Source organism: Wolbachia endosymbiont of Ostrinia scapulalis, assembly GCF_023559145.1.
Taxonomy (GTDB): domain Bacteria; phylum Pseudomonadota; class Alphaproteobacteria; order Rickettsiales; family Anaplasmataceae; genus Wolbachia.
In genome coordinates this window covers 525604-548622 of sequence record NZ_CP096926.1, presented here as the reverse complement: position 1 = coordinate 548622, position 23019 = coordinate 525604, and the positions used below count along the sequence as shown (strand labels likewise).

At 33.0% G+C, this 23019-nt stretch carries 23 protein-coding genes; 12 read left to right on the top strand and 11 right to left on the bottom strand.

All coding sequences use genetic code 11. The annotated features are described in order from the left end of the window. Window positions 1–108: 108 nt before the first annotated feature. The 3 genes from M1L26_RS02795 to M1L26_RS02785 are packed head-to-tail and all read left to right on the top strand — an operon-like array spanning window position 109 to window position 1563. On the top strand, window positions 109–291 hold the full coding sequence (locus M1L26_RS02795; protein WP_015588477.1) for a hypothetical protein: 183 nt from the start codon (window positions 109–111) through the stop codon (window positions 289–291). Window positions 292–296: 5 nt separating this feature from the next. After that, window positions 297–1316, top strand: coding sequence for a DNA polymerase III subunit delta (gene holA, locus M1L26_RS02790; RefSeq protein ID WP_211908039.1), 1020 nt, complete (start codon window positions 297–299; stop codon window positions 1314–1316). A 31-nt stretch (window positions 1317–1347) separates the two neighbouring features. Further along, window positions 1348–1563: a hypothetical protein gene (locus M1L26_RS02785; protein ID WP_250120385.1), complete on the top strand. Its 216-nt coding sequence runs from the start codon at window positions 1348–1350 to the stop codon at window positions 1561–1563. Here the strand turns inward: M1L26_RS02785 and gltX are convergent. Then, complete coding sequence (gltX, locus tag M1L26_RS02780) at window positions 1524–2873, bottom strand: glutamate--tRNA ligase (protein WP_250120384.1); 1350 nt, start codon at window positions 2871–2873, stop codon at window positions 1524–1526. The genes M1L26_RS02785 and gltX overlap by 40 nt on opposite strands. A gap of 222 nt (window positions 2874–3095) precedes the next feature. On the opposite strand from gltX, the gene typA reads away from it, so the two are divergent. Continuing rightward, window positions 3096–4925, top strand: a complete 1830-nt coding sequence (gene typA, locus M1L26_RS02775) for a translational GTPase TypA (protein WP_211908041.1) — start codon at window positions 3096–3098, stop codon at window positions 4923–4925. A gap of 340 nt (window positions 4926–5265) precedes the next feature. Further along, window positions 5266–6492, top strand: coding sequence for a CCA tRNA nucleotidyltransferase (locus M1L26_RS02770; RefSeq protein ID WP_250120383.1), 1227 nt, complete (start codon window positions 5266–5268; stop codon window positions 6490–6492). Here the strand turns inward: M1L26_RS02770 and M1L26_RS02765 are convergent. Both M1L26_RS02765 and M1L26_RS02760 read right to left on the bottom strand, forming a co-directional pair. Then, window positions 6485–7372, bottom strand: a complete 888-nt coding sequence (locus tag M1L26_RS02765) for a hypothetical protein (protein WP_246433164.1) — start codon at window positions 7370–7372, stop codon at window positions 6485–6487. The genes M1L26_RS02770 and M1L26_RS02765 overlap by 8 nt on opposite strands. Continuing rightward, window positions 7369–8211: a coiled-coil domain-containing protein gene (locus M1L26_RS02760; protein ID WP_250120382.1), complete on the bottom strand. Its 843-nt coding sequence runs from the start codon at window positions 8209–8211 to the stop codon at window positions 7369–7371. Before M1L26_RS02760 ends, M1L26_RS02765 begins: the two co-directional genes overlap by 4 nt. Before the next feature lie 121 nt (window positions 8212–8332). On the opposite strand from M1L26_RS02760, the gene M1L26_RS02755 reads away from it, so the two are divergent. Then, window positions 8333–9658 (top strand): IS4 family transposase, encoded by a 1326-nt coding sequence (locus tag M1L26_RS02755; protein ID WP_250120086.1) that lies wholly within the window; start codon window positions 8333–8335, stop codon window positions 9656–9658. Here M1L26_RS02755 and M1L26_RS02750 read toward each other — a convergent pair. The 7 genes from M1L26_RS02750 to M1L26_RS02725 all read right to left on the bottom strand — a co-directional run bounded on the left by M1L26_RS02750 (window position 9655) and on the right by M1L26_RS02725 (window position 14843). Further along, window positions 9655–10206 (bottom strand): hypothetical protein, encoded by a 552-nt coding sequence (locus M1L26_RS02750; RefSeq protein ID WP_250120381.1) that lies wholly within the window; start codon window positions 10204–10206, stop codon window positions 9655–9657. The genes M1L26_RS02755 and M1L26_RS02750 overlap by 4 nt on opposite strands. A 101-nt stretch (window positions 10207–10307) precedes the next feature. Continuing rightward, the gene (locus M1L26_RS02745) at window positions 10308–10841 is read right to left on the bottom strand and encodes an HK97 family phage prohead protease (RefSeq protein WP_250120380.1); all 534 of its coding nucleotides are present in this window, start codon (window positions 10839–10841) and stop codon (window positions 10308–10310) included. Window positions 10842–11016: 175 nt separating this feature from the next. Further along, complete coding sequence (locus M1L26_RS02740; protein WP_211908044.1) at window positions 11017–11223, bottom strand: hypothetical protein; 207 nt, start codon at window positions 11221–11223, stop codon at window positions 11017–11019. Beyond that, on the bottom strand, window positions 11210–11338 hold the full coding sequence (locus M1L26_RS06425; protein ID WP_256438227.1) for a hypothetical protein: 129 nt from the start codon (window positions 11336–11338) through the stop codon (window positions 11210–11212). Before M1L26_RS06425 ends, M1L26_RS02740 begins: the two co-directional genes overlap by 14 nt. Window positions 11339–11602: 264 nt before the next feature. Next, window positions 11603–11992 carry a hypothetical protein gene (locus tag M1L26_RS02735; protein WP_250120379.1) on the bottom strand — a complete coding sequence of 130 codons (390 nt, stop codon included), beginning with the start codon at window positions 11990–11992 and terminating at the stop codon, window positions 11603–11605. A gap of 56 nt (window positions 11993–12048) precedes the next feature. Beyond that, a complete protein-coding gene (locus M1L26_RS02730) occupies window positions 12049–13374 on the bottom strand; it encodes an IS4 family transposase (protein WP_250119932.1) in 1326 nt (441 codons plus the stop codon). A 65-nt stretch (window positions 13375–13439) separates the two neighbouring features. Then, entirely contained in the window at window positions 13440–14843 is a 1404-nt protein-coding gene (locus tag M1L26_RS02725) for a hypothetical protein (protein ID WP_250120378.1), read from the bottom strand. Window positions 14844–14945: 102 nt separating this feature from the next. On the opposite strand from M1L26_RS02725, the gene ychF reads away from it, so the two are divergent. Next, window positions 14946–16040 (top strand): redox-regulated ATPase YchF, encoded by a 1095-nt coding sequence (gene ychF / locus M1L26_RS02720; RefSeq protein ID WP_250120377.1) that lies wholly within the window; start codon window positions 14946–14948, stop codon window positions 16038–16040. A gap of 5 nt (window positions 16041–16045) precedes the next feature. Here the strand turns inward: ychF and M1L26_RS02715 are convergent, their stop codons facing one another. Next, entirely contained in the window at window positions 16046–16432 is a 387-nt protein-coding gene (locus tag M1L26_RS02715; RefSeq protein ID WP_250120376.1) for a hypothetical protein, read from the bottom strand. A 112-nt stretch (window positions 16433–16544) separates the two neighbouring features. Between M1L26_RS02715 and M1L26_RS02710 the strand changes: the two genes are divergently transcribed. The 5 genes from M1L26_RS02710 to pyrF all read left to right on the top strand — a co-directional run bounded on the left by M1L26_RS02710 (window position 16545) and on the right by pyrF (window position 22807). Further along, window positions 16545–17504: a hypothetical protein gene (locus M1L26_RS02710; protein WP_250120375.1), complete on the top strand. Its 960-nt coding sequence runs from the start codon at window positions 16545–16547 to the stop codon at window positions 17502–17504. 124 nt (window positions 17505–17628) lie between these two features. After that, window positions 17629–18954 (top strand): IS4 family transposase, encoded by a 1326-nt coding sequence (locus M1L26_RS02705; protein ID WP_250120059.1) that lies wholly within the window; start codon window positions 17629–17631, stop codon window positions 18952–18954. Between the two features lie 10 nt (window positions 18955–18964). After that, the gene (locus M1L26_RS02700; RefSeq protein WP_250120374.1) at window positions 18965–20779 is read left to right on the top strand and encodes a coiled-coil domain-containing protein; all 1815 of its coding nucleotides are present in this window, start codon (window positions 18965–18967) and stop codon (window positions 20777–20779) included. 137 nt (window positions 20780–20916) lie between these two features. Further along, window positions 20917–22083 carry a hypothetical protein gene (locus M1L26_RS02695; protein WP_211908204.1) on the top strand — a complete coding sequence of 389 codons (1167 nt, stop codon included), beginning with the start codon at window positions 20917–20919 and terminating at the stop codon, window positions 22081–22083. Window positions 22084–22126: 43 nt separating this feature from the next. Continuing rightward, window positions 22127–22807 carry an orotidine-5'-phosphate decarboxylase gene (gene pyrF, locus M1L26_RS02690; RefSeq protein ID WP_211908203.1) on the top strand — a complete coding sequence of 227 codons (681 nt, stop codon included), beginning with the start codon at window positions 22127–22129 and terminating at the stop codon, window positions 22805–22807. The last annotated feature ends 212 nt before the right edge of the window (window positions 22808–23019 follow it).

Sequence of the window (23019 nt, the reverse complement as noted above, 5' to 3'; positions counted from 1 at the left end):
TCTCGGAAGTTCATAATTCATTAACAAATGAGTGTAACTATCTGAGCGTAAAGTAGTTTTTGCTACGTTGTTTTTATGTGCTAATTGTTAATTTGTGGAGTGAAAGATATGGCCGAAGGATTTTTTTCTAGATATATAGGACAGCCTATAAAAAATTTTTATAATTATGTTACGGGAAAGAAAGAAGTGTCTGATGATATGCAGAATACAGCAAATCAAGAAAGCTCAGAATTGTTGGAAACTGATGTGCAATCAAATGATGTACCACCAAGTAGTGATAATATAATATAGATGGCATGAGAATCACGCCATCTAAAGTTAAAAAATTCCTTGAGAAACCCGATACTTTAAGTGGTGTATTAATTCATGGGAGTGACAATAGTAAGGTCGATATTTTTGTACAGGAAATAATTGCCAACTTGAATGAGTATTCAGTTCAGGTGATGGATTTTGCAGTAGTGAATAAGTCGCCTGGCTTGTTATTTTCCGAGTTGGCAAACATTTCGATGTTTACTAAAAAAAGGTTAGTTAAGCTGATAAATGTCAGTGGAAGTATATCTAAAGAGTTAAGAAACATATTGGATAATAATATAGGCGATCATTATATAGTAATGATAGCAAATGATCTTCCATATAGTTCTACAACTAAAAGTTATATGGAAAGCTCAAAAATTTTCGGTGTCATTACCTGCTATAAGGACAGCGGTAGTAATCTTTGTGATATTATATCAAGTTACTTGAAACAAAATGATATAGAGTGCACAAGTGAGATAATCTACCACTTGCAGTCTTATTTTAATCATAGCAAACTGCCTATATATTCAGAGCTTGAAAAATTAGTTTTATATCTAGGAAAAAGAAAAGATCTTAAACTTGCTGATATAGATCTATGCTTTTCAACCTCCGGCAATGATTATGTTACACTTGATAATCTGTGCTCTGCAATAGTGAGTAAAGACATGGGACAATTCATCAAAATTTCCGATGTATTGATATTACAAGAGAATTTTTCACCGATAGCATTAATCCGTATTATATCAAATTATTTTCTACGGCTAGAAAGCGTTTTGCTGTTAATACAAAATGGAATGAATGAACAAGCTGCAATTGACCAGCTGAGTCCTCCATTGTTCTTCAAACAATTGCAGAGTTTTAAATCTCATTTGAAAAGTTTGCAACTTTCAGAACTTAAGAAGATCTTAGAAAATTTGATGAGCTTGGAAGTGACCTGTAAAAGAACTGACTTGGACCATAAAATGATCTTTCAGCATGAGATTAACTATTGGTGTTATTCGTTCAGCAGAGTAGTAAAATAAGGTAGACGAGAAAAAACAACTAAATGTTGTCATGAAAGTAGCTGACACTGGGATCCAGAAATATGGGATATGTATAGAAGTTATTTTAAAATACAACGTTTTGGCGAGATTATGGATTCCAGTGTCAAGCACTGGAATGACAGGAGCAGAAACTGGAATGACAAGAAATCTAATATTTGCACATTTCCTGAACAATACTTATTGGTGTCATTCAAATACATTCGGTGCATTTAAACCTTTTGTATGATTTTCTTCTAACCTTGCAACGATGCTCTCTCTACCGATAAAAATTAATAATTTAGCGAGTTTTGGACCTGTTTCTGTTCCTGTTAAAGCGAGGCGCAACTGCATAAATAGATCTTTTGCCTTTATATCAACTGTCTGTCGAATATTTTTAACCCACTCTGATAATGTGTTTTCATTACAATCACCTTGAGGTAATGTACTTAGCGCTATTTTTATAAATTCTTTATTAATAACCACAGGCTCTATATTGGATTTACATACTTGCCACCATTTGGCCACCTCAGAAAACCTGTTTATGTTGTTTCTTATAAAATACCAAAACTCTGAACCAATTTGACTTAAACAATCTTGCACCATTTCAAATGGCATTTGTTGCAGCACTTTGCTATTTAGCTTATACATTTCACTCAAGCTGAATTGTAAAGATGCTGAGCTAAATTTTTTGATATCAAATGAGTCAATTAAAGGCTGCATATCAACATGAGCTTCTATTGGATCAGATGTTCCAAGTTTTGCTAAATAGCTAATTAGCGCCATTGGTTCAATCTCATCTTCTCTTATGGACTTGACATCCAGCCCGCCTTTCCGTTTCGATATTTTGCTATCATCAAAGTGTAGTAGGGGAAGGTGGGCAAAGATAGGAATTTTCGCTTTTAATGCTTGAATCATTTGAATCTGAACTGCGGTATTAGTTACATGATCTTCCCCACGTACAACATGGGTTACATTAAAGTCAATGTCATCAATAACAGAAGGTAGCATGTACGTATAAATTCCATCTTCTCTTTTTACTACAGGATCGCTGATATGAATTGTTGCAATATTTATTTCGCCTTTAACTTCATCATTCCATTTTACAGTTTTATTTCTATCCAATTTAAATCTGAAATGTGGTTTTCGCCCTTCTTGCTCATAACGAATTTTCTCTTGCTCAGTTAAAAGCAACGCACCTTTATTGTAAATAGGGGGAAGACCTTGTTTTAATTGCAATTTTCGTTTAGTGTCTAATTCTTCTCTTGTTTCATAACATGCATAAATATGACCTTCTTTCATTAACTGTAAGAACACCTCGTTATAGCGCTCAAAACGCTCTGATTGCTTAAAACTTGAATTCCAATTTATGCCAATCCATTTTAGGTCTTCTATGATATTATCTACATATTTGATATCTGAACGCTCAAGATCAGTATCATCAAAACGTAGTAAAAATTTTCCATTTTGATTACGTGTGTACATCCAACAAATGAGTGCAGTGCGTATGTTTCCTACATGTAGGTAGCCAGTTGGGCTTGGAGCGAATCTTGTTAGCATTTAAATGATTACTTTAGTTTATTTTAATTTTATATAAATGTACTGCTAAAGCAAGATTCTTCTTTGTCTTGGTGTTAGTTGCTACAAAGTACAGCGAACATGAAACCTTTTTGTTAGAGTTCCATGATCTGCCTAAAATACTCTGAAAGCACGGCTTTAGTTATTTACTCTAAATATATTATACGTATACTTGTTATTAAATTAAATTTGAAATGATAAGAAATGAGTGAATTTAAATCAATCCGCAATATTGCAATAATTGCACACGTTGACCACGGAAAAACTACTTTACTTGATAACATGTTAAAACAAAGTGGCACGTTTCGTGAGAATCAAGAAGTTCAAGAACGAGTGATGGATAGTGGTGATCAAGAACGTGAACGTGGGATTACAATACTTGCAAAATGTACGTCAATAATGTGGGGTGATGAGAAAATCAATATCATTGATACACCAGGACATGCGGATTTTGGTGGAGAAGTGGAAAGGGTGCTCTGCATGGCAGATGGTGTATTACTACTGGTTGATGCTGCAGAAGGTCCAATGCCACAGACTAAGTTTGTGTTGTCAAAAGCACTAAAGGCAAATTTAAAACCGATTGTGATAATCAATAAGGTTGATCGACCAGACAGCAGAATTGATGAAGTACTAAATGAAATATATGAGTTATTTTTTAACCTTGATGCAACCAACGAGCAACTAGATTTTCCAGTACTCTATGCTTCAGGTAGAAATGGTTGGTGTGCTAAGGAGCTATCTGATGAGAGAAAAGATTTAAGCCCATTATTTTCAACGGTGATAGATTACATAAAACCTTCCGTTTATGATCAAAATGCACCTTTTGCTATGCTAGTTACTTTACTTGAATCTGATAAATTTCTTGGCAGAATATTGACAGGAAAGATCTACCAAGGAATCGCGCAAGTTAACTCAGATCTTAAGGTAATTGATCTTGATGGTCAAGTGGTTGAGCGAGGGAGATTAACTAAGTTACTCTCATTTTCTGGCTTAAAACGCGTTCCAGTAGAGCAAGCTGTAGCTGGTGATATCATTGCCATTGCAGGACTTGAGAAAGCTTCAGTTTCAGACACTATAGCAGCACCAGAAGTTACAACTGCGATCAGCTCAACTCCAGTTGACCCGCCAACAATGGCGATTACTATAAGCGTTAATGACTCACCTTTTGCTGGTCAAGAGGGAACAAAACTTACCTCAACTGTTATAAAAGATCGTTTATATGCAGAAGCAGAAACAAACGTTGCAATTACTGTAACTTTGGCTCCAAGTGGTGAAGCATTTGAAGTAGGTGGACGTGGTGAGTTGCAGCTTGGGGTACTGATTGAAAATATGAGAAGGGAAGGTTTTGAACTTTCAGTTTCACGGCCTCGAGTGCTGTTTAAAGAAGAAGATGGCAAAAAACTTGAACCTATAGAGGAAGTAGTAATTGATGTAGATGATGAGTATAGTGGAATCATCATGGAAAAACTTAGCTTTCGAAAAGGTGAAGTAACTGACATGAGACCTTCTGGTAGTGGCAGAACTAGGTTGACATTTTTAGTGCCATCAAGGGGATTAATTGGCTATCAAGGAGAATTTTTAACTGATTCTCGCGGCACTGGTATAATCAACCGTTTATTTCACAGTTATGCTCCACATAAAGGTTCAATTTCCGGAAGGCGTAATGGGGTTTTAATTTCAACAGACAAAGGTGAAGCAGTAGCGTATGCAATTTTCAATCTGCAAGATAGGGGAATTATGTTTATTAAGCCACAGGATAAAGTATATTGTGGCATGATCGTCGGTCAGCATAGTCGTGACAATGATTTAGAAATAAATGTACTTAAAGGTAAGCAATTAACAAACGTAAGAGCTTCAGGTAGCGATGAAGCTATAAAGCTTACTCCACCAAAAATAATGACACTGGAGGATATGATAGCATATATAGACGATGATGAATTGGTAGAAGTAACTCCAAAATCTATACGTTTGCGTAAGAAGTTCCTCGATCCAAATGAACGTAAACGTGCAGGAAGGGCGAAGAATAAAGAGTAATCAACGTTCCTGATAAAAATCTGGATGAGCTACTCGGATAACACCATCATAAAGGGAACCAGTGTCAGTTACTTGAGCAGGTACTGGGATGACAAGAGAAGGCTACAAAGGTGTCATGCAAGTAGCTCATCCAGATTTTTTATAATCATCGAAAACATTGTATTTTAACATTACTTTTATACTTATAAGTTTCTAGGCACTGGATTTGTTGTAGACTTACTATTTACTCTATCACTTTACCCTCTTATTTTACCACTCTCCTGCCTATATATTTTTATATGAGGCTTTTTGCAAAAGTTTCGCATTTTTTGTAACATGATTTTCAGTATGTGTAACCTAAATGCAAATTGATCACGAAACTAGTGTAATTATTGAGGCAATAGAGAAATTTGGTGGTGAGGCAAGGCTTGTTGGTGGGTGTGTTAGAGATTCAATTTTGCAGCGTGAAATTCACGATATTGATCTTGCTACTAATCTTCTGCCTAATCAAACAATTAAAGCGCTCAAGCTTTGCAATATAAAGAGTATTCCAACTGGCCTGAAACATGGAACTATCACTGCAATTTTACACAAGAGGTCCTTTGAGATTACAACGCTAAGGCATGATGTAAAGTGTGACGGTAGACATGCGAAGGTAGAGTTTACTAATGATTGGCAAGCTGATGCTTCAAGGCGCGACTTTACGTTTAATGCTCTTTATGCAGACAAGCATGGCCATATATACGACTACTTTGGTGGCATTCAGGACTTAAAAGCACGAAAGTTAAACTTTATAGGTAACGCTGAAGATAGGATTAAGGAAGACTATCTACGTATTTTAAGAGCGTTTCGTTTTCACGCTAAAATATGCATAGGAGATTTAAGTGATGAAATATTGGATGTGTGCAAAAAGCATTCGCACATGATTCAAAACCTCTCTGGAGAGAGAATAAGAGAAGAAATATTTAAATTGCTGGAATGTGATAATCCTGCTCCGACATTTAAGAGCATGCAAAAATCTGATGTTTTACAAAAAATCATTCCAAAAGAAGTAAAATGTGAAATTTTATCTTCACCACTTCTTATCAACACTAAACCTCTGACAAAATCCTCAGCGTATGTCCATACGCCTTTCCTAGATCCCACAATCGATGCACTAACAAAATTAGCGTTGCTTATTAGGACTGCTGAAGATAGAGTTAGTCTTGGGGAAGAAGTGAGCAAGTTTTTACGTCTTTCAAATAAGCAAAAGAAAAAAATATTATTTTTATTATCAAACAATATCAAAACAGAGCTTTCAGAAAAAGAGCAAAAGAAATACATATCTTTATTTGGTAAGGAATTATATTGTGACTTAATGAAGATTTGTGGTATTGAGTCTGGAATAAATGTTGATGAGTATATTTCATTTGCTAAGATGTTTAACATTCCAAAATTTCCTTTATCTGGGAATGATTTAATAATTATAGGTCATCAACCAGGAAAAAATTTAGGTAGAAACTTGGAATTGCTACGACAACATTGGGAAGACAGCTCCTACACTTTAACAAAGGAGGAGCTGATACTTTATGCTAAAAGTTTTATCTAGACGTTGCTTCTTGCTTCACACTTACCGGAGTGCTATTAGTGTGACTCATGGAAGAATTAGGTGTTAATTTGTATTCTTTTTTAGCTTTTTCTGTTAATTGATACTCGTTTACTCCTCCTTGAGTCTGATTACACATTCCCTGATCTGGGGATAAAAATTTATCTCTTATACTTGATGCTAGTTGTAATTCTTGAATCTTATCTGAAAAACATTTCATTCTACCTTTTATTAACTCCTCCGAAACAATTTCTTGGAGATTGCTATTATCTTTGCTATGAAAGTTGTTCAAGACAGAATCTGTAATTGCATTAGCAGCTTCCTCATCCCAACTTAAATTTTTCATGCATTTTTTAATAGAAAGTAACAGCTTGTCTTTTAACACACCATCACGTAACTCCTTATCTATATTTCCAATATTACAATATTTTTTGACAACTCCTTTAACTTCAGCTTCTATGATATCCCTTGCGGATCTTGTCAAATTACTTTCCAACAACTCAAGTAACTGATCACTTTTAAATTTATAACCATTTTGATGTGATAGAGATTTTATAGTTTCCTCAAGCACTTTATGGCAAAAGTGTTTTCCTTCAAGTTCAGGAAAACCTTCTTTCAACTTTGCATTTTGATCAGATAAAAAATCTTTGAGACTCTTATTCTTATTCACAAAAAGATTCTTGGAATGCTTCAAAAATTTTGAAGTGGTTGATTTTGCAGTAGATACTATACTAATTGCATCTAACTCTTTAGTTTTTACTTGTGCTTTAGTTTTTTTATTCATACCTTCTGACTTTTTACCAGCATCTTTTTGCTCATTTTTTAACTTTTGTTGTCCACTTTCAGGTCTTGAAACTTCAGTTTGTTTATCTTTTGATGTCAAACTTTGATTAGGTATTTCTTTATTATTTCTAGTAGAAAATGTTGTAATATTTTCTGTTTTTTTGCACTTGGATGTTCAACTTGTTTTTGTAGCTTTTTATTTTCCCCTTGTGAAGATTTTAATTTTCCCTCCAAATCTGCCTTTTGTTTCTTTATTTCAACGTTACTTTCTTTTAATTTCTGTACTTTTTCTTTCAATTCGTTAATTTCACTTTCTAATTCTTTTTTCTCTTTTTCAATGGTATTTAGATTAGTCTTTTCTTTCTCTAATTGTTGTTTAAGATTCTCTACTTCAGCATCTTTTCCCCTAGCTTGTTCTTTCAATTCATTAATTTCACTTTCTAAATCTTGTTTCTTTTTTTCAATGGTATTTAGATTAGTCTTTTCTTGCTCTAATTGTTGCTGAGTACTTTCCAATTTTTTTCTAAATTCAGCATTTTTTTCCTCAGCTTGTTTTAATTCTGCTTGTTGTTGCTTAAGTTGATTTTCTAATTGCTTTATTTGAGTATCAGATTCGTTTTTTAACTTACTAACTTCATTCTCAAGTTCTGTTTTTTGCACTCGTAGGTTTTCATTCTCTTTCCTCACAGTTTTATTTATATCTTTATTTTCATGAAATGACTTTATTAAATCCTCTTGTTCTTTTATTTTTTGGTCTTTTGTAAATATAGTTTGCTGTTGTTCGTTCTTTTCAATCTCCATTGCTTTCTTAGATTGATCTAATATTTCATTTAACTGCATTAAGTTATTAATTTTTGAGTCTTTTTCTTCTACGTCTAATAAAAGCCTTTCTTTTTCATTCGCAAATTTTGTGCTGAGGTTAATTAATTCTTTATTCAAATGTAATATCTCCTCAGACTTTTCCTTGAACCATACGCGTCAAGTTAAGGAAATAAAGGTATGAAAGAGATAGAATAATAAGGTATAAGTTCTCCCAGATATACTTTTAGTGAGAGAACCAATGAATAAAATAACTTGCTTATCAAAAAAGCTCAAAGAATTTTTTAATGAAAAAGCAGAGAAAATCTCAATTACAACAAGGTTTATAAAAAGAAAGAGAAAGCTAAAAGGTTCATCATTCGTAAAAGCCATGGTCTTGGGTAATATAGGAGTTGATAATTGTAGCGTAGAAACAATGTGTCAATTACTAAACGAGGACTCGATAGATATAACAAAACAAGGTTTGGATTTTAGATTTACTGAAGAAGCAGTGGAATTTATGAAAAGGATGTATAATGAATCTGTGATTCTCTTTAAAAATATCTTGCAAGTTGATTGCAAAATCTTACAGCAATTTAATAGTGTTAAATTATTGGACAGTAGCTATATTACTCTACCTAACAGTATGGAAGAGATGTATAAAGGTTATGGTACTAGCTACAGTGGCTATGAAAGCAATACTAAGTCTGGAATAAAGTTACAATTAGTTTTCGACTACATGAATCAGATAATAGACCAACTTAATTTAACGGAGGGGGTAAGATCAGACCAGGGATATAGGAAACATTTAAGTAATATATTAAGCAATGATTTGCTAATATCTGATCTCGGTTATTTTGTGCCAAGTTCTTTTAAACAAATCAATGAAATAGGAGCTTATTTCATAAGTCGTTATAAATCTGATACCAACATATATGATGTAGAAACAAATCAAAAAATGGAGTTATTAGAATGTTTAGAGGATAAGTTATTTTTAGAAAACGAGGTATTGTTAGGAAAAGAAGCAAAAATTAGAGTAAGAATTATATGTCAGAAACTAACTGAAGAACAGTCTATGGCCAGAAGAAGGAAAGCTAATAGATTAGCAAGATCGCAGGGATATACATCCTCTAAAAGAAATCAAAAATTGTTGAACTGGTCAATATTTATAACTAATGTTCCAGAAAATAAAATTAGTGCTGAGCAAGTATTAACGATTTACAGAGTAAGGTGGCAAATTGAGTTATTATTTAAATTGTATAAAAGCTATATCAGGCTTGATAAGCTAAAAGGAAAGCCATGCAGAGTATTATGTGAACTATATGCTAAATTGTGCGCAATTCTTATATTTCACGGCATAGTTGGTTGCACAGAAGTGAAAAAGAATACAGAACTTAGCTTAACAAAGGCATTTATTGAGCTAAAAAGGCGGGTTAGAGAGTTATTTTTAGTATTAACCAAAATTAATAGTTTAAAAGCATTTCTTAAAAAACTCACTATAACTTGGTCGCTATTTTCATTAAAAGACAAACGTAGAAGGGCTAGAGTATCCACTTTAACCTCTCTAAATTTGCTCACAATCTCTTAACTTGACGCGTATGTTTCCTTGAACTGTGCTAAAAATTCTTCTCCTCTTTTTTGTGCAATTTCTACCAATTCACTATAGTTCTTTTTAAGTCCTGCAAGTTTAGACTTTAACTCTTCATTTTCTAATTCTAAGTCTTCAATCTGCTGTGCTTGTGCTGCAAAAAATTTAGCAAATATTTCTTTTTCCTCTCCTAATGATTTTACTTGTTCTTTAAGTTTAGTAATTTCTTTCTCTTTTTTAGTTAATTCCTGATTTAAATTTGACTGATTTTCCTCCTTCTTACTACCTTCTTTCAACTTTTCTTTTAATCTCTCATTTTCATCCTTCAATTCCTTTTCTCTGTTAGAATTTAAAAGATCATCAGTCTGAACCACATTATCTGCAATATTGTAATGTAGGATACTCTTTGCCCATTGATTCCACTTTTCTGGCAACATTCGTCCAATTGTTTTTAGATATAGCCAAGCAAGCACAGTGGATAAGCTGTATTTTTTTTCCTTTTGTTTAATACTAGGTTCGTAATTAACCTTATTGTTAGCATTCAGCATAAAATTACCTAATTTTCAAAGTATTGAAGTTATATATATTAATATAATTATTAAATAAATAATAATATAAATGTTAAATTGTATGAAAATTTTTATAGATTTTAAGTAGAAATACACATGTGCGTAAGCACAGAATTTGCTTTTTCTATTGCTCTTGCTAACATTTCTTGTTCATTGTAATGATTCTTCACATTGATTACCTGAGCTGACAAATTTGCAGGAAAAGTGACTAAACTAACTTCCCATAGCTCCACTTGTTTTAACATTCGAGCTCCGCTTTCATGATCAACATCATACTCTATTGGTATATAGCCAATCGAAAGCCCGTTAATAGTTCCAGTTTTTAGCATTAAATATGCTTCCTCTGCTTTTTGAATACCAAAAAGCAAATGTGCAGTTATATATAGGCCAATATCATTTTCGCAAATATCTGTAATATTACCTATAGGCTCACTTGGGTTGTGCTGCCAAAGAAGTTTTATCTGACTTTTATTTAAGTTGTTCTTCAATGCTCCTGGTAATATCAGATCATTTTGCTTATCAACTATATTAAAAACGCTCGCATAGCCAGAAAATACTCCGTTTTCTTCTATGCTTTTTATTGACAATGGTGAATAGAGAAATTTCTTATTCATAAGTCCTCCTTGTAAATTATGGTATTGGGTTTGCCAGCGCTCTGAGCCAGCTTAAAATGTTGTATAGATTGTTTTCCTATATCTCAGGATGAGTATAAGGCACTACAATATAATTCTATTGTATGCAGTGCTTTGAAAATGGGGAAGTACTTTTTTAGTTATAAAATTTGTCATTTTATATACATAAGGGTAGGGTTTGTTGCACATTGGGTTGTTCAACAGCAGCGTTTTCTAGATTTGTAGAAACAGCTTCGTTTGTAGGAGTAATTATTTTTCCTAGAAGGAAGCCAAATCCCAAAGAAACAGCGGCTATAAAACCATTCATTAATGACTCTGTCCATGTTTCTCCCTCGTATTCTTGATAGATTTTAGAATATATCATTATTGGCTTCACTCGGGTTTAAATTTCTTTCCAACTCTTCTGATGTTTTCTCCCCAGCATCTTGGGATTTTGTTGATGAACTTTTCTGTAAGTTTTCTAATTCTTGTGCGTCCATCAACACCTCACTATTAAAGCTTAAGTACAAATCATACAGCACTATAATTGTTTAGTCAAGGTAAATACTAGTATATTAAGTAAATATTTACTATATTAATATGATTGCTTAAATTCACAACTAATTGTTTAGGGGAATAAAAAGATTGTGTTTTGTAGGTGATTTGCGTAGCGGAAGGTGTTACCCCAGTTTTACAACACCCGGGGTAACGATAAAGAAGGAAGTAGAGAAAGTTATATGTAATAGTTTAAAACTATTACAAGTTTATATGCTCTGTCCTTGAATATTTTGTTGTTCAGTGGTAGCATTTTCCAAATTTGTAGAGATAGGAGCAAACATCCTTCTCGCTAAAGCCGTTGACAATGTAGCACCAATTCCAGCTCCAATTGCAGCTATAAAACCAGGGCCTAATAATTCCATATTTGTTTCAGTGCTGCTGCTAGTTATATTGTTAGTTAACATTATCGCGCCTGCTCCTAAGGCTGCTACTAACCGAATCCTTGACGGTTTACTTGTTGCATCAAGAGAATATTGTACTACTTCTCTAAGCCCTGAATTCCTGTTTTTTAACGCTACTGCTATTGATACTGGTAATATGACCATTATTGGAATGGATAATAGTCCTCCAAGTGTTGTACCAATAATTTCACTCACTTTTGATTTTCCAAGATTAACTCCTAAGGCTGTTATACCTAATCATACGCGTCAAGTTAAGAGATTGTGAGCAAATTTAGAGAGGTTAAAGTGGATACTCTAGCCCTTCTACGTTTGTCTTTTAATGAAAATAGCGACCAAGTTATAGTGAGTTTTTTAAGAAATGCTTTTAAACTATTAATTTTGGTTAATACTAAAAATAACTCTCTAACCCGCCTTTTTAGCTCAATAAATGCCTTTGTTAAGCTAAGTTCTGTATTCTTTTTCACTTCTGTGCAACCAACTATGCCGTGAAATATAAGAATTGCGCACAATTTAGCATATAGTTCACATAATACTCTGCATGGCTTTCCTTTTAGCTTATCAAGCCTGATATGGCTTTTATACAATTTAAATAATAACTCAATTTGCCACCTTACTCTGTAAATCGTTAATACTTGCTCAGCACTAATTTTATTTTCTGGAACATTAGTTATAAATATTGACCAGTTCAACAATTTTTGATTTCTTTTAGAGGATGTATATCCCTGCGATCTTGCTAATCTATTAGCTTTCCTTCTTCTGGCCATAGACTGTTCTTCAGTTAGTTTCTGACATATAATTCTTACTCTAATTTTTGCTTCTTTTCCTAACAATACCTCGTTTTCTAAAAATAACTTATCCTCTAAACATTCTAATAACTCCATTTTTTGATTTGTTTCTACATCATATATGTTGGTATCAGATTTATAACGACTTATGAAATAAGCTCCTATTTCATTGATTTGTTTAAAAGAACTTGGCACAAAATAACCGAGATCAGATATTAGCAAATCATTGCTTAATATATTACTTAAATGTTTCCTATATCCCTGGTCTGATCTTACCCCCTCCGTTAAATTAAGTTGGTCTATTATCTGATTCATGTAGTCGAAAACTAATTGTAACTTTATTCCAGACTTAGTATTGCTTTCATAGCCACTGTAGCTAGTACCATAACCTTTATACATCTCTTCCATACTGTTAGGTAGAGTAATATAGCTACTGTCCAATAATTTAACACTATTAAATTGCTGTAAGATTTTGCAATCAACTTGCAAGATATTTTTAAAGAGAATCACAGATTCATTATACATCCTTTTCATAAATTCCACTGCTTCTTCAGTAAATCTAAAATCCAAACCTTGTTTTGTTATATCTATCGAGTCCTCGTTTAGTAATTGACACATTGTTTCTACGCTACAATTATCAACTCCTATATTACCCAAGACCATGGCTTTTACGAATGATGAACCTTTTAGCTTTCTCTTTCTTTTTATAAACCTTGTTGTAATTGAGATTTTCTCTGCTTTTTCATTAAAAAATTCTTTGAGCTTTTTTGATAAGCAAGTTATTTTATTCATTGGTTCTCTCACTAAAAGTATATCTGGGAGAACTTATACCTTATTATTCTATCTCTTTCATACCTTTATTTCCTTAACTTGACGCGTATGGTTGATAAGACTGGCTCCTCAAGGCATTTTATACGTTGCTGTACATCATTAATGCACTGCCCTATAACATCACCAATTTTTCCATCAGCATTTTTTGCCAAGAACTCATCAAACCTCTTCTCAACCTCTGCTCTCTCAGAGATATCCTTTGAAAGGTTACAATACTCCAAAATTTCATCTAATTGAAGTTCTTTTGCTAATTGAAAGTCTTCTTGCTCTTGAATTTCCTTAGTTATAACCCTAGCTCTAGAGTAATGGTTTCCACCCAGGTATATTACTTCCTTCTTCTTATTGCCCCATAATTCATCTTTCCTTACATACTCAGGATTTATCATGTTTGGTTCTGGTTTATATATTGTCATACCTTCCTGACCCTCAAAATATGCTTCGATTTCAGTATTAGATAAAGAAGCTAAAATAGGGATTTCACCGTGAAAAACAAAATACCCTTGTTTTTGTATTGCTTTGAGATAAGTCTGATAGAAGTCTTTTTGACCAATAACTGAATCTAATATTCTGTCGTTATTAATTATATATTCCTCTTTATATTTTTCTTTAGTAAGCGTGGTGTCAAGTCTATATGCACAAGACTCAAGCTCTTCCTCTACCCTATTATACAATGTTTTCTCATTTTCTTTCTTTAGTAAATCTTCAATACTAAGTAAATCTCTTTGCTGCACATTACGCTCATTATATGCATTGGTAGCTTGCTTTATTACTTCATATATTTCATTACAAAATTTTTCATCTTCAGAAAACTTTTCTATAATGTTATTTTTTAAAGCTTTCGTTCTTTCAACACTTTCATTTATTATATCGTCAACTTTTTTATTTATTTCCTCAATGAGCTCTTTTATCTCTTTTGGTACATTAAGCACTTCCCCAGTGTTACTCAATAGATCTACAAAGAATGTTCTCAAGTGTTGCTTAAGAGCATTTGGCATTTTCGGATCATTCAATGATTTAAACTGATTTAAAAATTCGCGCCACTCTTTACGCATTGCTTGAGCTTTGTCAGTTTTGTATACATTAGAACTATTTTCACCAAACACGGCATGGAAAAAGCAATTGCCATCTCCTGCAGTATCATACTTAGCTACTTGACTGCTAGAAAGTTTTTGTTCCACATCACTAACGGACTGCCCTACAACATCACTAAGTTTACCTTCATAGAAATCGTTAGGGTAAGAATTACTATTTAAAGGAGTTATTTCTTGCCCAAAGCTCTTGAACCTTTTCGGACTTTCAACACCGTGAAGACCACTTGATGATTTCCGTTTCCTAGGTACATTCATTTGCCCTAATATCCTGGGCCTTTCTATTCCAACCTCAACATCATGAAAGTCACTTGGTAGTTTCCGTTTCTTAGCTGTAGTCATAGTTTTTACTTTAATTTAAGTTATATACCAACAAAATTGTAACTAATTAAGTATAGCAGAAATTTTTAAATTATGCAATAATTATTGCTTTAAATAACAAATATGAGCTTTAACTGTGGCATAGTTGGACTGCCCAATATAGGAAAATCAACCTTATTTAATGCACTTACAGAGTCAAGTGCAGCCGAAGCTGCAAACTATCCTTTCTGTACAATCGAGCCAAATGTTGGCAAAGTGCCAATACGAGATCAGCGTTTGAAACAAATTGCCGCGATTGCTCACTCAGGGAAAATAATCTACAATCAACTGGAAGTTGTCGATATTGCCGGCTTGGTTAAGGGTGCGAGCAAGGGTGAAGGACTAGGAAATAAATTTTTGAGTCATATCAGAGAAGTTGATGCCATTGTTCATCTGCTCAGGTGCTTTACGGATGACGATATCAGCCATGTAAACAGTAAAATAGATCCAATATCAGATGCTGAAATAGTGGAAATGGAGTTAATTCTAGCTGATATTGATAGCATAGAAAAAAGGCTTCCTCAATTGGAAAAGAAAGCAAAGCAAGGTGATAAAGAGCTAAAGAGACAACTTGAATTAATGCAAGAGGTATTAGCTACTTTAAAATTAGGTAAACCGGCAAGAAGCTTGGAGAATATCGATGAAGATGAGATGAAGTTGCTTCAATTGCTAACAACAAAGCCTGTTATGTATGTATGCAATATTGAAGATACGAATATCATAACTGGTAATGAACTATCTAAAAGGGTAGAAAAAATGGCGGAAGAAAATAAAAGCAAATTTTATTGTATTTCAGCGAAACTTGAAGCAGATATTGCAAATCTTGATAGTGAAGCGGAAAAACAGAATTTTTTATCAGAATTTGGCTTACAAGAATCAGGACTTGATGGAGTAGCACGTATTATGTATGAAGTGCTAAGTATGATAACTTTTTTTACTGTGGGCCCCAAAGAAGCACGTGCATGGCCAATAAAGATAGGATCAACAGCTGACAAAGCAGCAGGTGTAATTCACACTGATTTTGAAAAGGGCTTTATAAAAGCAGAAACCATAAGCTTTGAAGACTATATAAAATATGGAAGCGAATTAGCTTGCAAAGATGCAGGGAAAATTCGCTTCGAAGGCAGAGATTATATCGTGCAAGATGGCGATATAATGCACTTTAGGTTTAATGTCTAATTAGTCTAGCACCTTCCTGATGTAGCCCGTGAATTTTTATATTCTCTTCTCTCTTCTTCCTCTATCTCCTCTTCAGATAAAGGAGAGAAAGAGAACTGCCCTATCTCCAGATTATCAAGTTTAGTTCCAGGAGTTTCATCACATCTCTTTATTATCTCTTCCTGTGATTGTACATCTTGCTCCAGATATCCTTCTAAAAATTCATGTAAAGCTTTACCTTCTATAAGCACATCTTCGCTTTGCTCAGCTAATTTCAAAATTTCGTCTAGTTCAACATCTTTACCATTAATAGTTGCCTGACCAATCTCAATTTCACTAGGATTTACATTTAAACTAATAAAGCAGTTAACAGAATTACCTTTCTCATCTTCTGCACTCCACCTAATTTTCATATCGCATGTTGCATCTTTTGCAAAGCGGTAATTTCTTTTTCCATTATCATTCTTCTCAACCGTTGCTATTCTTTTATCGTTACTGTAGTATAATTTAATATTAAATCAAAATATGGAGCTGGATGAATTATTTAAAAAAGCATCTAAAGTTCAAAATATGTACCAACTATCAGAAATTGTAGATCAAGCTATACAGTCTGGAGTAAGATTTAATTTTCCCAGGTCATTTTATGATGAATTTGGAGAAGAAATATATAATTTTATGGATCTTGTAGTGAACAAAATTGGCGAATTAGACAGTAACTTTGAGATTGCTAGTGAAATAGTATGTAAATTGTTATCAAGAGGAGCAATGTTATATAGCGTAGATGCTGAGGATTTATTTGATACTCTGGAATGGGAATTTGAAGGCCACAAAACCAATATAGTAAAAGCCTATGAAGATTATATCAATCGTACTACAAAATTTATGGAAATTGCTAAAAGTGCAACCAATGGTAGGATAAAAAATGCAAAAATGGATAACTCATCTTTTTATTTAGAATATTCAGAGGATAGCACGATAGATGTTGCGAAGATTACAGATGGAGAAAGAGATTTAGGATTCACTCAGGAAGTAGGGTGTGGGAGAAATATAATAAAGATTGGTGAAAGTGAGGTAGAAATTATTACTCAAGGAGGAATAAGAAATTATACAGACCTTGCAGATGGTAGTGATATAGTACTGACTTTCGATACTAGTTTTGGGGAGTTAGAAGTGAGATTATATCCTGATAAGGAAAATGAAAATTTGATAACAGTAGAGGTGAATGATAAAGATCTGCTGGATAAAATAGAAAACTATAACGAAAAAATAGGCAAGAATTGCTTGCTAGGAGGGTTGTCAGTAAATGAAGCTATAAACCTAGGTTCTTTCAATAGATCTAGAGCATTAATTCATTCTGAAAAGATCGGTCAATCTGATGAGACAAAAGTCGATCTTTGGAAAGAGCCTGCAAAGATGATAGTAGTCTCCAATCTCCAAGAAACGCAAGCTACTCTACATAATAAAGGAACTCACACTATACTGTAATACTCTGCTCTGCAAATGGGAATGTTCAAAAAAGCATACGCGTCAAGTTAAGGAAATAAAGGTATGAAAGAGATAGAATAATAAGGTATAAGTTCTCCCAGATATACTTTTAGTGAGAGAACCAATGAATAAAATAACTTGCTTATCAAAAAAGCTCAAAGAATTTTTTAATGAAAAAGCAGAGAAAATCTCAATTACAACAAGGTTTATAAAAAGAAAGAGAAAGCTAAAAGGTTCATCATTCGTAAAAGCCATGGTCTTGGGTAATATAGGAGTTGATAATTGTAGCGTAGAAACAATGTGTCAATTACTAAACGAGGACTCGATAGATATAACAAAACAAGGTTTGGATTTTAGATTTACTGAAGAAGCAGTGGAATTTATGAAAAGGATGTATAATGAATCTGTGATTCTCTTTAAAAATATCTTGCAAGTTGATTGCAAAATCTTACAGCAATTTAATAGTGTTAAATTATTGGACAGTAGCTATATTACTCTACCTAACAGTATGGAAGAGATGTATAAAGGTTATGGTACTAGCTACAGTGGCTATGAAAGCAATACTAAGTCTGGAATAAAGTTACAATTAGTTTTCGACTACATGAATCAGATAATAGACCAACTTAATTTAACGGAGGGGGTAAGATCAGACCAGGGATATAGGAAACATTTAAGTAATATATTAAGCAATGATTTGCTAATATCTGATCTCGGTTATTTTGTGCCAAGTTCTTTTAAACAAATCAATGAAATAGGAGCTTATTTCATAAGTCGTTATAAATCTGATACCAACATATATGATGTAGAAACAAATCAAAAAATGGAGTTATTAGAATGTTTAGAGGATAAGTTATTTTTAGAAAACGAGGTATTGTTAGGAAAAGAAGCAAAAATTAGAGTAAGAATTATATGTCAGAAACTAACTGAAGAACAGTCTATGGCCAGAAGAAGGAAAGCTAATAGATTAGCAAGATCGCAGGGATATACATCCTCTAAAAGAAATCAAAAATTGTTGAACTGGTCAATATTTATAACTAATGTTCCAGAAAATAAAATTAGTGCTGAGCAAGTATTAACGATTTACAGAGTAAGGTGGCAAATTGAGTTATTATTTAAATTGTATAAAAGCCATATCAGGCTTGATAAGCTAAAAGGAAAGCCATGCAGAGTATTATGTGAACTATATGCTAAATTGTGCGCAATTCTTATATTTCACGGCATAGTTGGTTGCACAGAAGTGAAAAAGAATACAGAACTTAGCTTAACAAAGGCATTTATTGAGCTAAAAAGGCGGGTTAGAGAGTTATTTTTAGTATTAACCAAAATTAATAGTTTAAAAGCATTTCTTAAAAAACTCACTATAACTTGGTCGCTATTTTCATTAAAAGACAAACGTAGAAGGACTAGAGTATCCACTTTAACCTCTCTAAATTTGCTCACAATCTCTTAACTTGACGCGTATGGGCGTTGAAACAGTGTCAATATATGGTAGTTGTGCGGAAGTTAAATTGGGAGCTAATAAAAACAAATTCAAAGTCAGTGAGTTTTTGAATAGTAATTTGTGCCAAGATAATGGAATTTCAGGGTTTTCAACTCTGCATAGCAATGGAAAAAATGGAATGCACGGTTTTGTTTCTGAAGAAGGAATAAGGCACTATGTTGTAACTGATGGTGCATACGAAATGACTCTGAATTGGTGTGATGAGGACGGAAAAAAGTGCACTATTATAATTAATATTGATGCTAATTGTATAGAACTTATCGAGCGTAATCGTGTTACTGATGATCAATTGAAAGCAAATAAAGATGTAAAAATAGGTAACTTATTCTTGTATCAAATAAAATTTAGAAATAAGGAGAAAGGCAATCATAAATCATCTGAGATTGTGATAGAAAATAGTAATAGAAATATTAACATTCAAACAACTCAAGAAATTGAGCGTGGCAGCAAAGAAGCTCAAATAGGCAGTACTAAAATGCAAGACAAAATTGCACAAGTTGTAGATGACAGCTTAAACGAAAGAATTAATAAATTGGAAAAAGAAAATACAAGATTAACTGGAAATAATCAAACTATATTAGAACAATTACAGCAAAAAATGAGAGAGGTGGAGGAATTAAATGGAAAGGTAAGGGAAAAAGATGAAGTTTTGGCTGAAGTAACACAAAAACTCAAGCAGCTAAGTGATTCGGTAGAGAGTGAATTTGAAAGGAGAAAAGTAGAGAAGGAAAAGTTAGAGGAGAAGTTAAGGAAAGCGCAAAAAGAGATACAAAAGTTAAGTAAAGAAAAAGCTGAATTAGTGCAAGAAAAGCAAGGCTTGGAAGAATATGCTAAAATTCTAGTTGTCAAAATACAAAAACTAGTTAATCAAATAGGGCGATCAGATCTTAAACTGGATGAATCAATAAATGAAAATAAAAGGTTAGAACAAGAATTGAATGATACTAAAAAAGATTTAGGTGATAAATATAGTGAAATCCAGAGATTAGAAAGTCAATCACATGAATTAGAATCTAAAAAAGTAACAGAATTGATGACATGTTTAGAAAAGAAAGAGAAAAAAATAGCAGAGTTAGAAGCACAGTTGCAAAAAGAAAGTTCTGAAACTTATGATTTAATACTTAAATCATCGGATTTAGAAGAAGAAAAAAGACGATTACAAGAAAAGTTAAATGAAAAAACTCAAGAAGTGATTAAACTAACTGTAGATTTAGAAGAACTAAGTAAGCAATCGGAAGAGAAAGAAACTAAATATTTCAGTAGGATTAAAGAGTTAGAAAAAATTCTTAATAAAGAAAGAAAAAACAGTGAAGAGTTGGAAAATTATAGCATCAATCTGGAGGAAGAAAGTCAAATTCAACATGAAAAGTACAAAGAGTTACTATTTGAGAAGCATTCTATAAAAGAAGAAATTTCAGATTTGAATGATCAATCTTCATTAGTTCATCAGAATCGTGTGAGCTTAGCACAAGATTTGGCAAAAAACATGATATATTTGTTCAAAGAGAATGTAAGAGAAGGAGATAAAGTGATTATATCGCAGGAAACTGTATTAGAGATTTTGAATAGATTGGAGGAATTAATCAAGAATGTTGGAGTCAGTGATCAAGAAATAAAAGGAGTAATTGAAGAAATATCTGTACAAACTAATGATAGCCTTGTTCCTTCAGATATAAGTAATGGAGATTTATCAGCACTACCAAATAAAGAGCTGGATGAAGCTTCATATTCAGAAGATTTTGGATATTCTAGTAGATGTTCTACTCCCGTCTGATGCCACCTTGCATTTTGAGTTTAGTTAGAATATCAACTAAAGCTTATCACTGGTACAATTGTGATAAGTGTTCTCCTCTACAGGTAAGACAATTTTAATCAATATATACAAGACTGCTGAAGTTTTGTATATGGGTGATGAGCAATTTACTTAATAAATATAATACATTTTATTTTATAGCTAGTTCTCTGACTACTCTCACGTTACTTACATCTTTAGCGCTTATTAATGTACCTAGTTCTTTAATTCTCGCTTTAGCTGTATTATCTGTTTTGGCTTTTATGATTTTGTATAAAATAATTATTGACACTAGTAAAGTGGAGAAGAAATTTGCTCACAAAGAGCGTGAGTTGACTCAAGAAAAGCACAATTTATACGAGGAAGAAAGAAAATTTGGTCAAAAAATAGAAGCTGAGAGGAAATCTTTTCTTAAAGAAAAAAAATCTTTGGAGGAGAAATTAGAAGCAAAAATGATCCATATAATTGGAATAACAGACGAATTAGAAAAAGTAACGAAGGAGAAAGATGAGCTTGCTGCACAAGAAAAAGAACTACTCCATAAAATCTCATATTTGTGTAAACAGTTACAGGAAAAAGAAGCTAATCTAACTGAGAGGAAAAAACTTATAATCGAATTGAAAAGAAAAATAGACAATGATAAATATGAAGAATTATATAAGGAAGTAGAGAAATTATCTAAAGAAAAAGAGGAGTTATCTAAGGAAATAGACAAATTACGTAAAGAGAAACATATACTATATATGAAAAAAGAAGAATTACATAAAAGAAAAGAAGAACTTTGTGTGAAATTAGATGAATTACAATGTAAATTTAAAGAAATTGATCAGAAAAATAAAAACTTATCTCAAGAGTTAAAAAGGAAATTTGAAGAGCTAGATAAAGCAGACGGTTTAATTAAAAATCAATCTTTTGAGTTAGACAGAATAAGACAAGATTGTAATAACGAAGTGAAAAATTTAAGAAATTCACTTTTAGAGCGAGACAGTCAAATAAAACAACTTCAATATGTGATAGATAAGATAGAAGAATCGATAAGAGAAAATGAAACAATTAAAGATTATAGCAAAAAAATAATATTAGGGGAGACTCAGAAAATAAAATTTATATTAGGGCAGCTTGTGCAATTCAAGCCAATTAAAGGTTCCAAAACATCGGAGGAAACGTCTGATTTTTTACAGGAAGATCTTGGATATGCCAGTCGTTCACCCACTCCGACCAGATTATCGTGTTCAGTGTCTGTACAAAGCATTGCAAGTGGACCAACCCCTAAATATGGATTGTAAAATGCAACAATTACTCTTATTATAAAAAAAATTATACAAGATAATGAACCCAATAATATGCGCACTAGATACACAAGATTTGAATAAAGCTATATCTTTAGCTAATGGTCTGCGTGATAAGGTTGGCATGGTCAAGCTTGGGTTGGAATTTTTTGCTGCACATGGCCCTTCTGGAGTGAGAGAAGTTGCAAAATGCAATATACCAATTTTTTTAGATCTGAAATTGCATGATATTCCAAACACTGTCGCTAGAACGATTGAAGCAATCAAGATTCTAGATGTTGAAATGCTAACATTGCATATCAGTGGTGGAACAAAAATGCTTAAAGAAGCACTAAGTGTAGTGCAAGGAAAGAAAATAAAGCTAATTGGAGTAACAGTACTAACCAGCATGATCAATGAAGATCTGAGTGAACTCGGAGTAGCAAGGGAAGCAAAATCACAGGTAATTTTGCTGGCAAAGCTTGCAAAAAAGATTGGACTACATGGAGTAGTTTGCTCTGCACTAGAAGCTCAAGAAGTGCGCCAAGAATGTGGTAAAGACTGTAAAATTATTACTCCAGGAATCCGTATGAATTCAACTCATAATGATCAAAAAAGGACAGCAACACCAAAAGAAGCAATAAATTCAGGAGCTGATTATATCGTAATTGGCAGACCCATTACAAAAAGTGACAATCCCGCAAGTAGTGCAGAGTTAATATTGAAATCCCTTACTGATTGAAGCAGGGCAGATAAGGTAGCATAGGGTAAAAGCAACAAACGGTATGTATCCGTTCAGCAGGGTGGCAAAACAAGGTAGACGAGAAAAGATAACTAAATGGGTGTCATCCCAGTGCTTGACACTGGGATCCAGATATAAAAAGTATTTGCAAATTATGCAGTAAACAATAGTCCTTAAGGACATATGTCAAAAACAATGTCCAAAAACTAGAT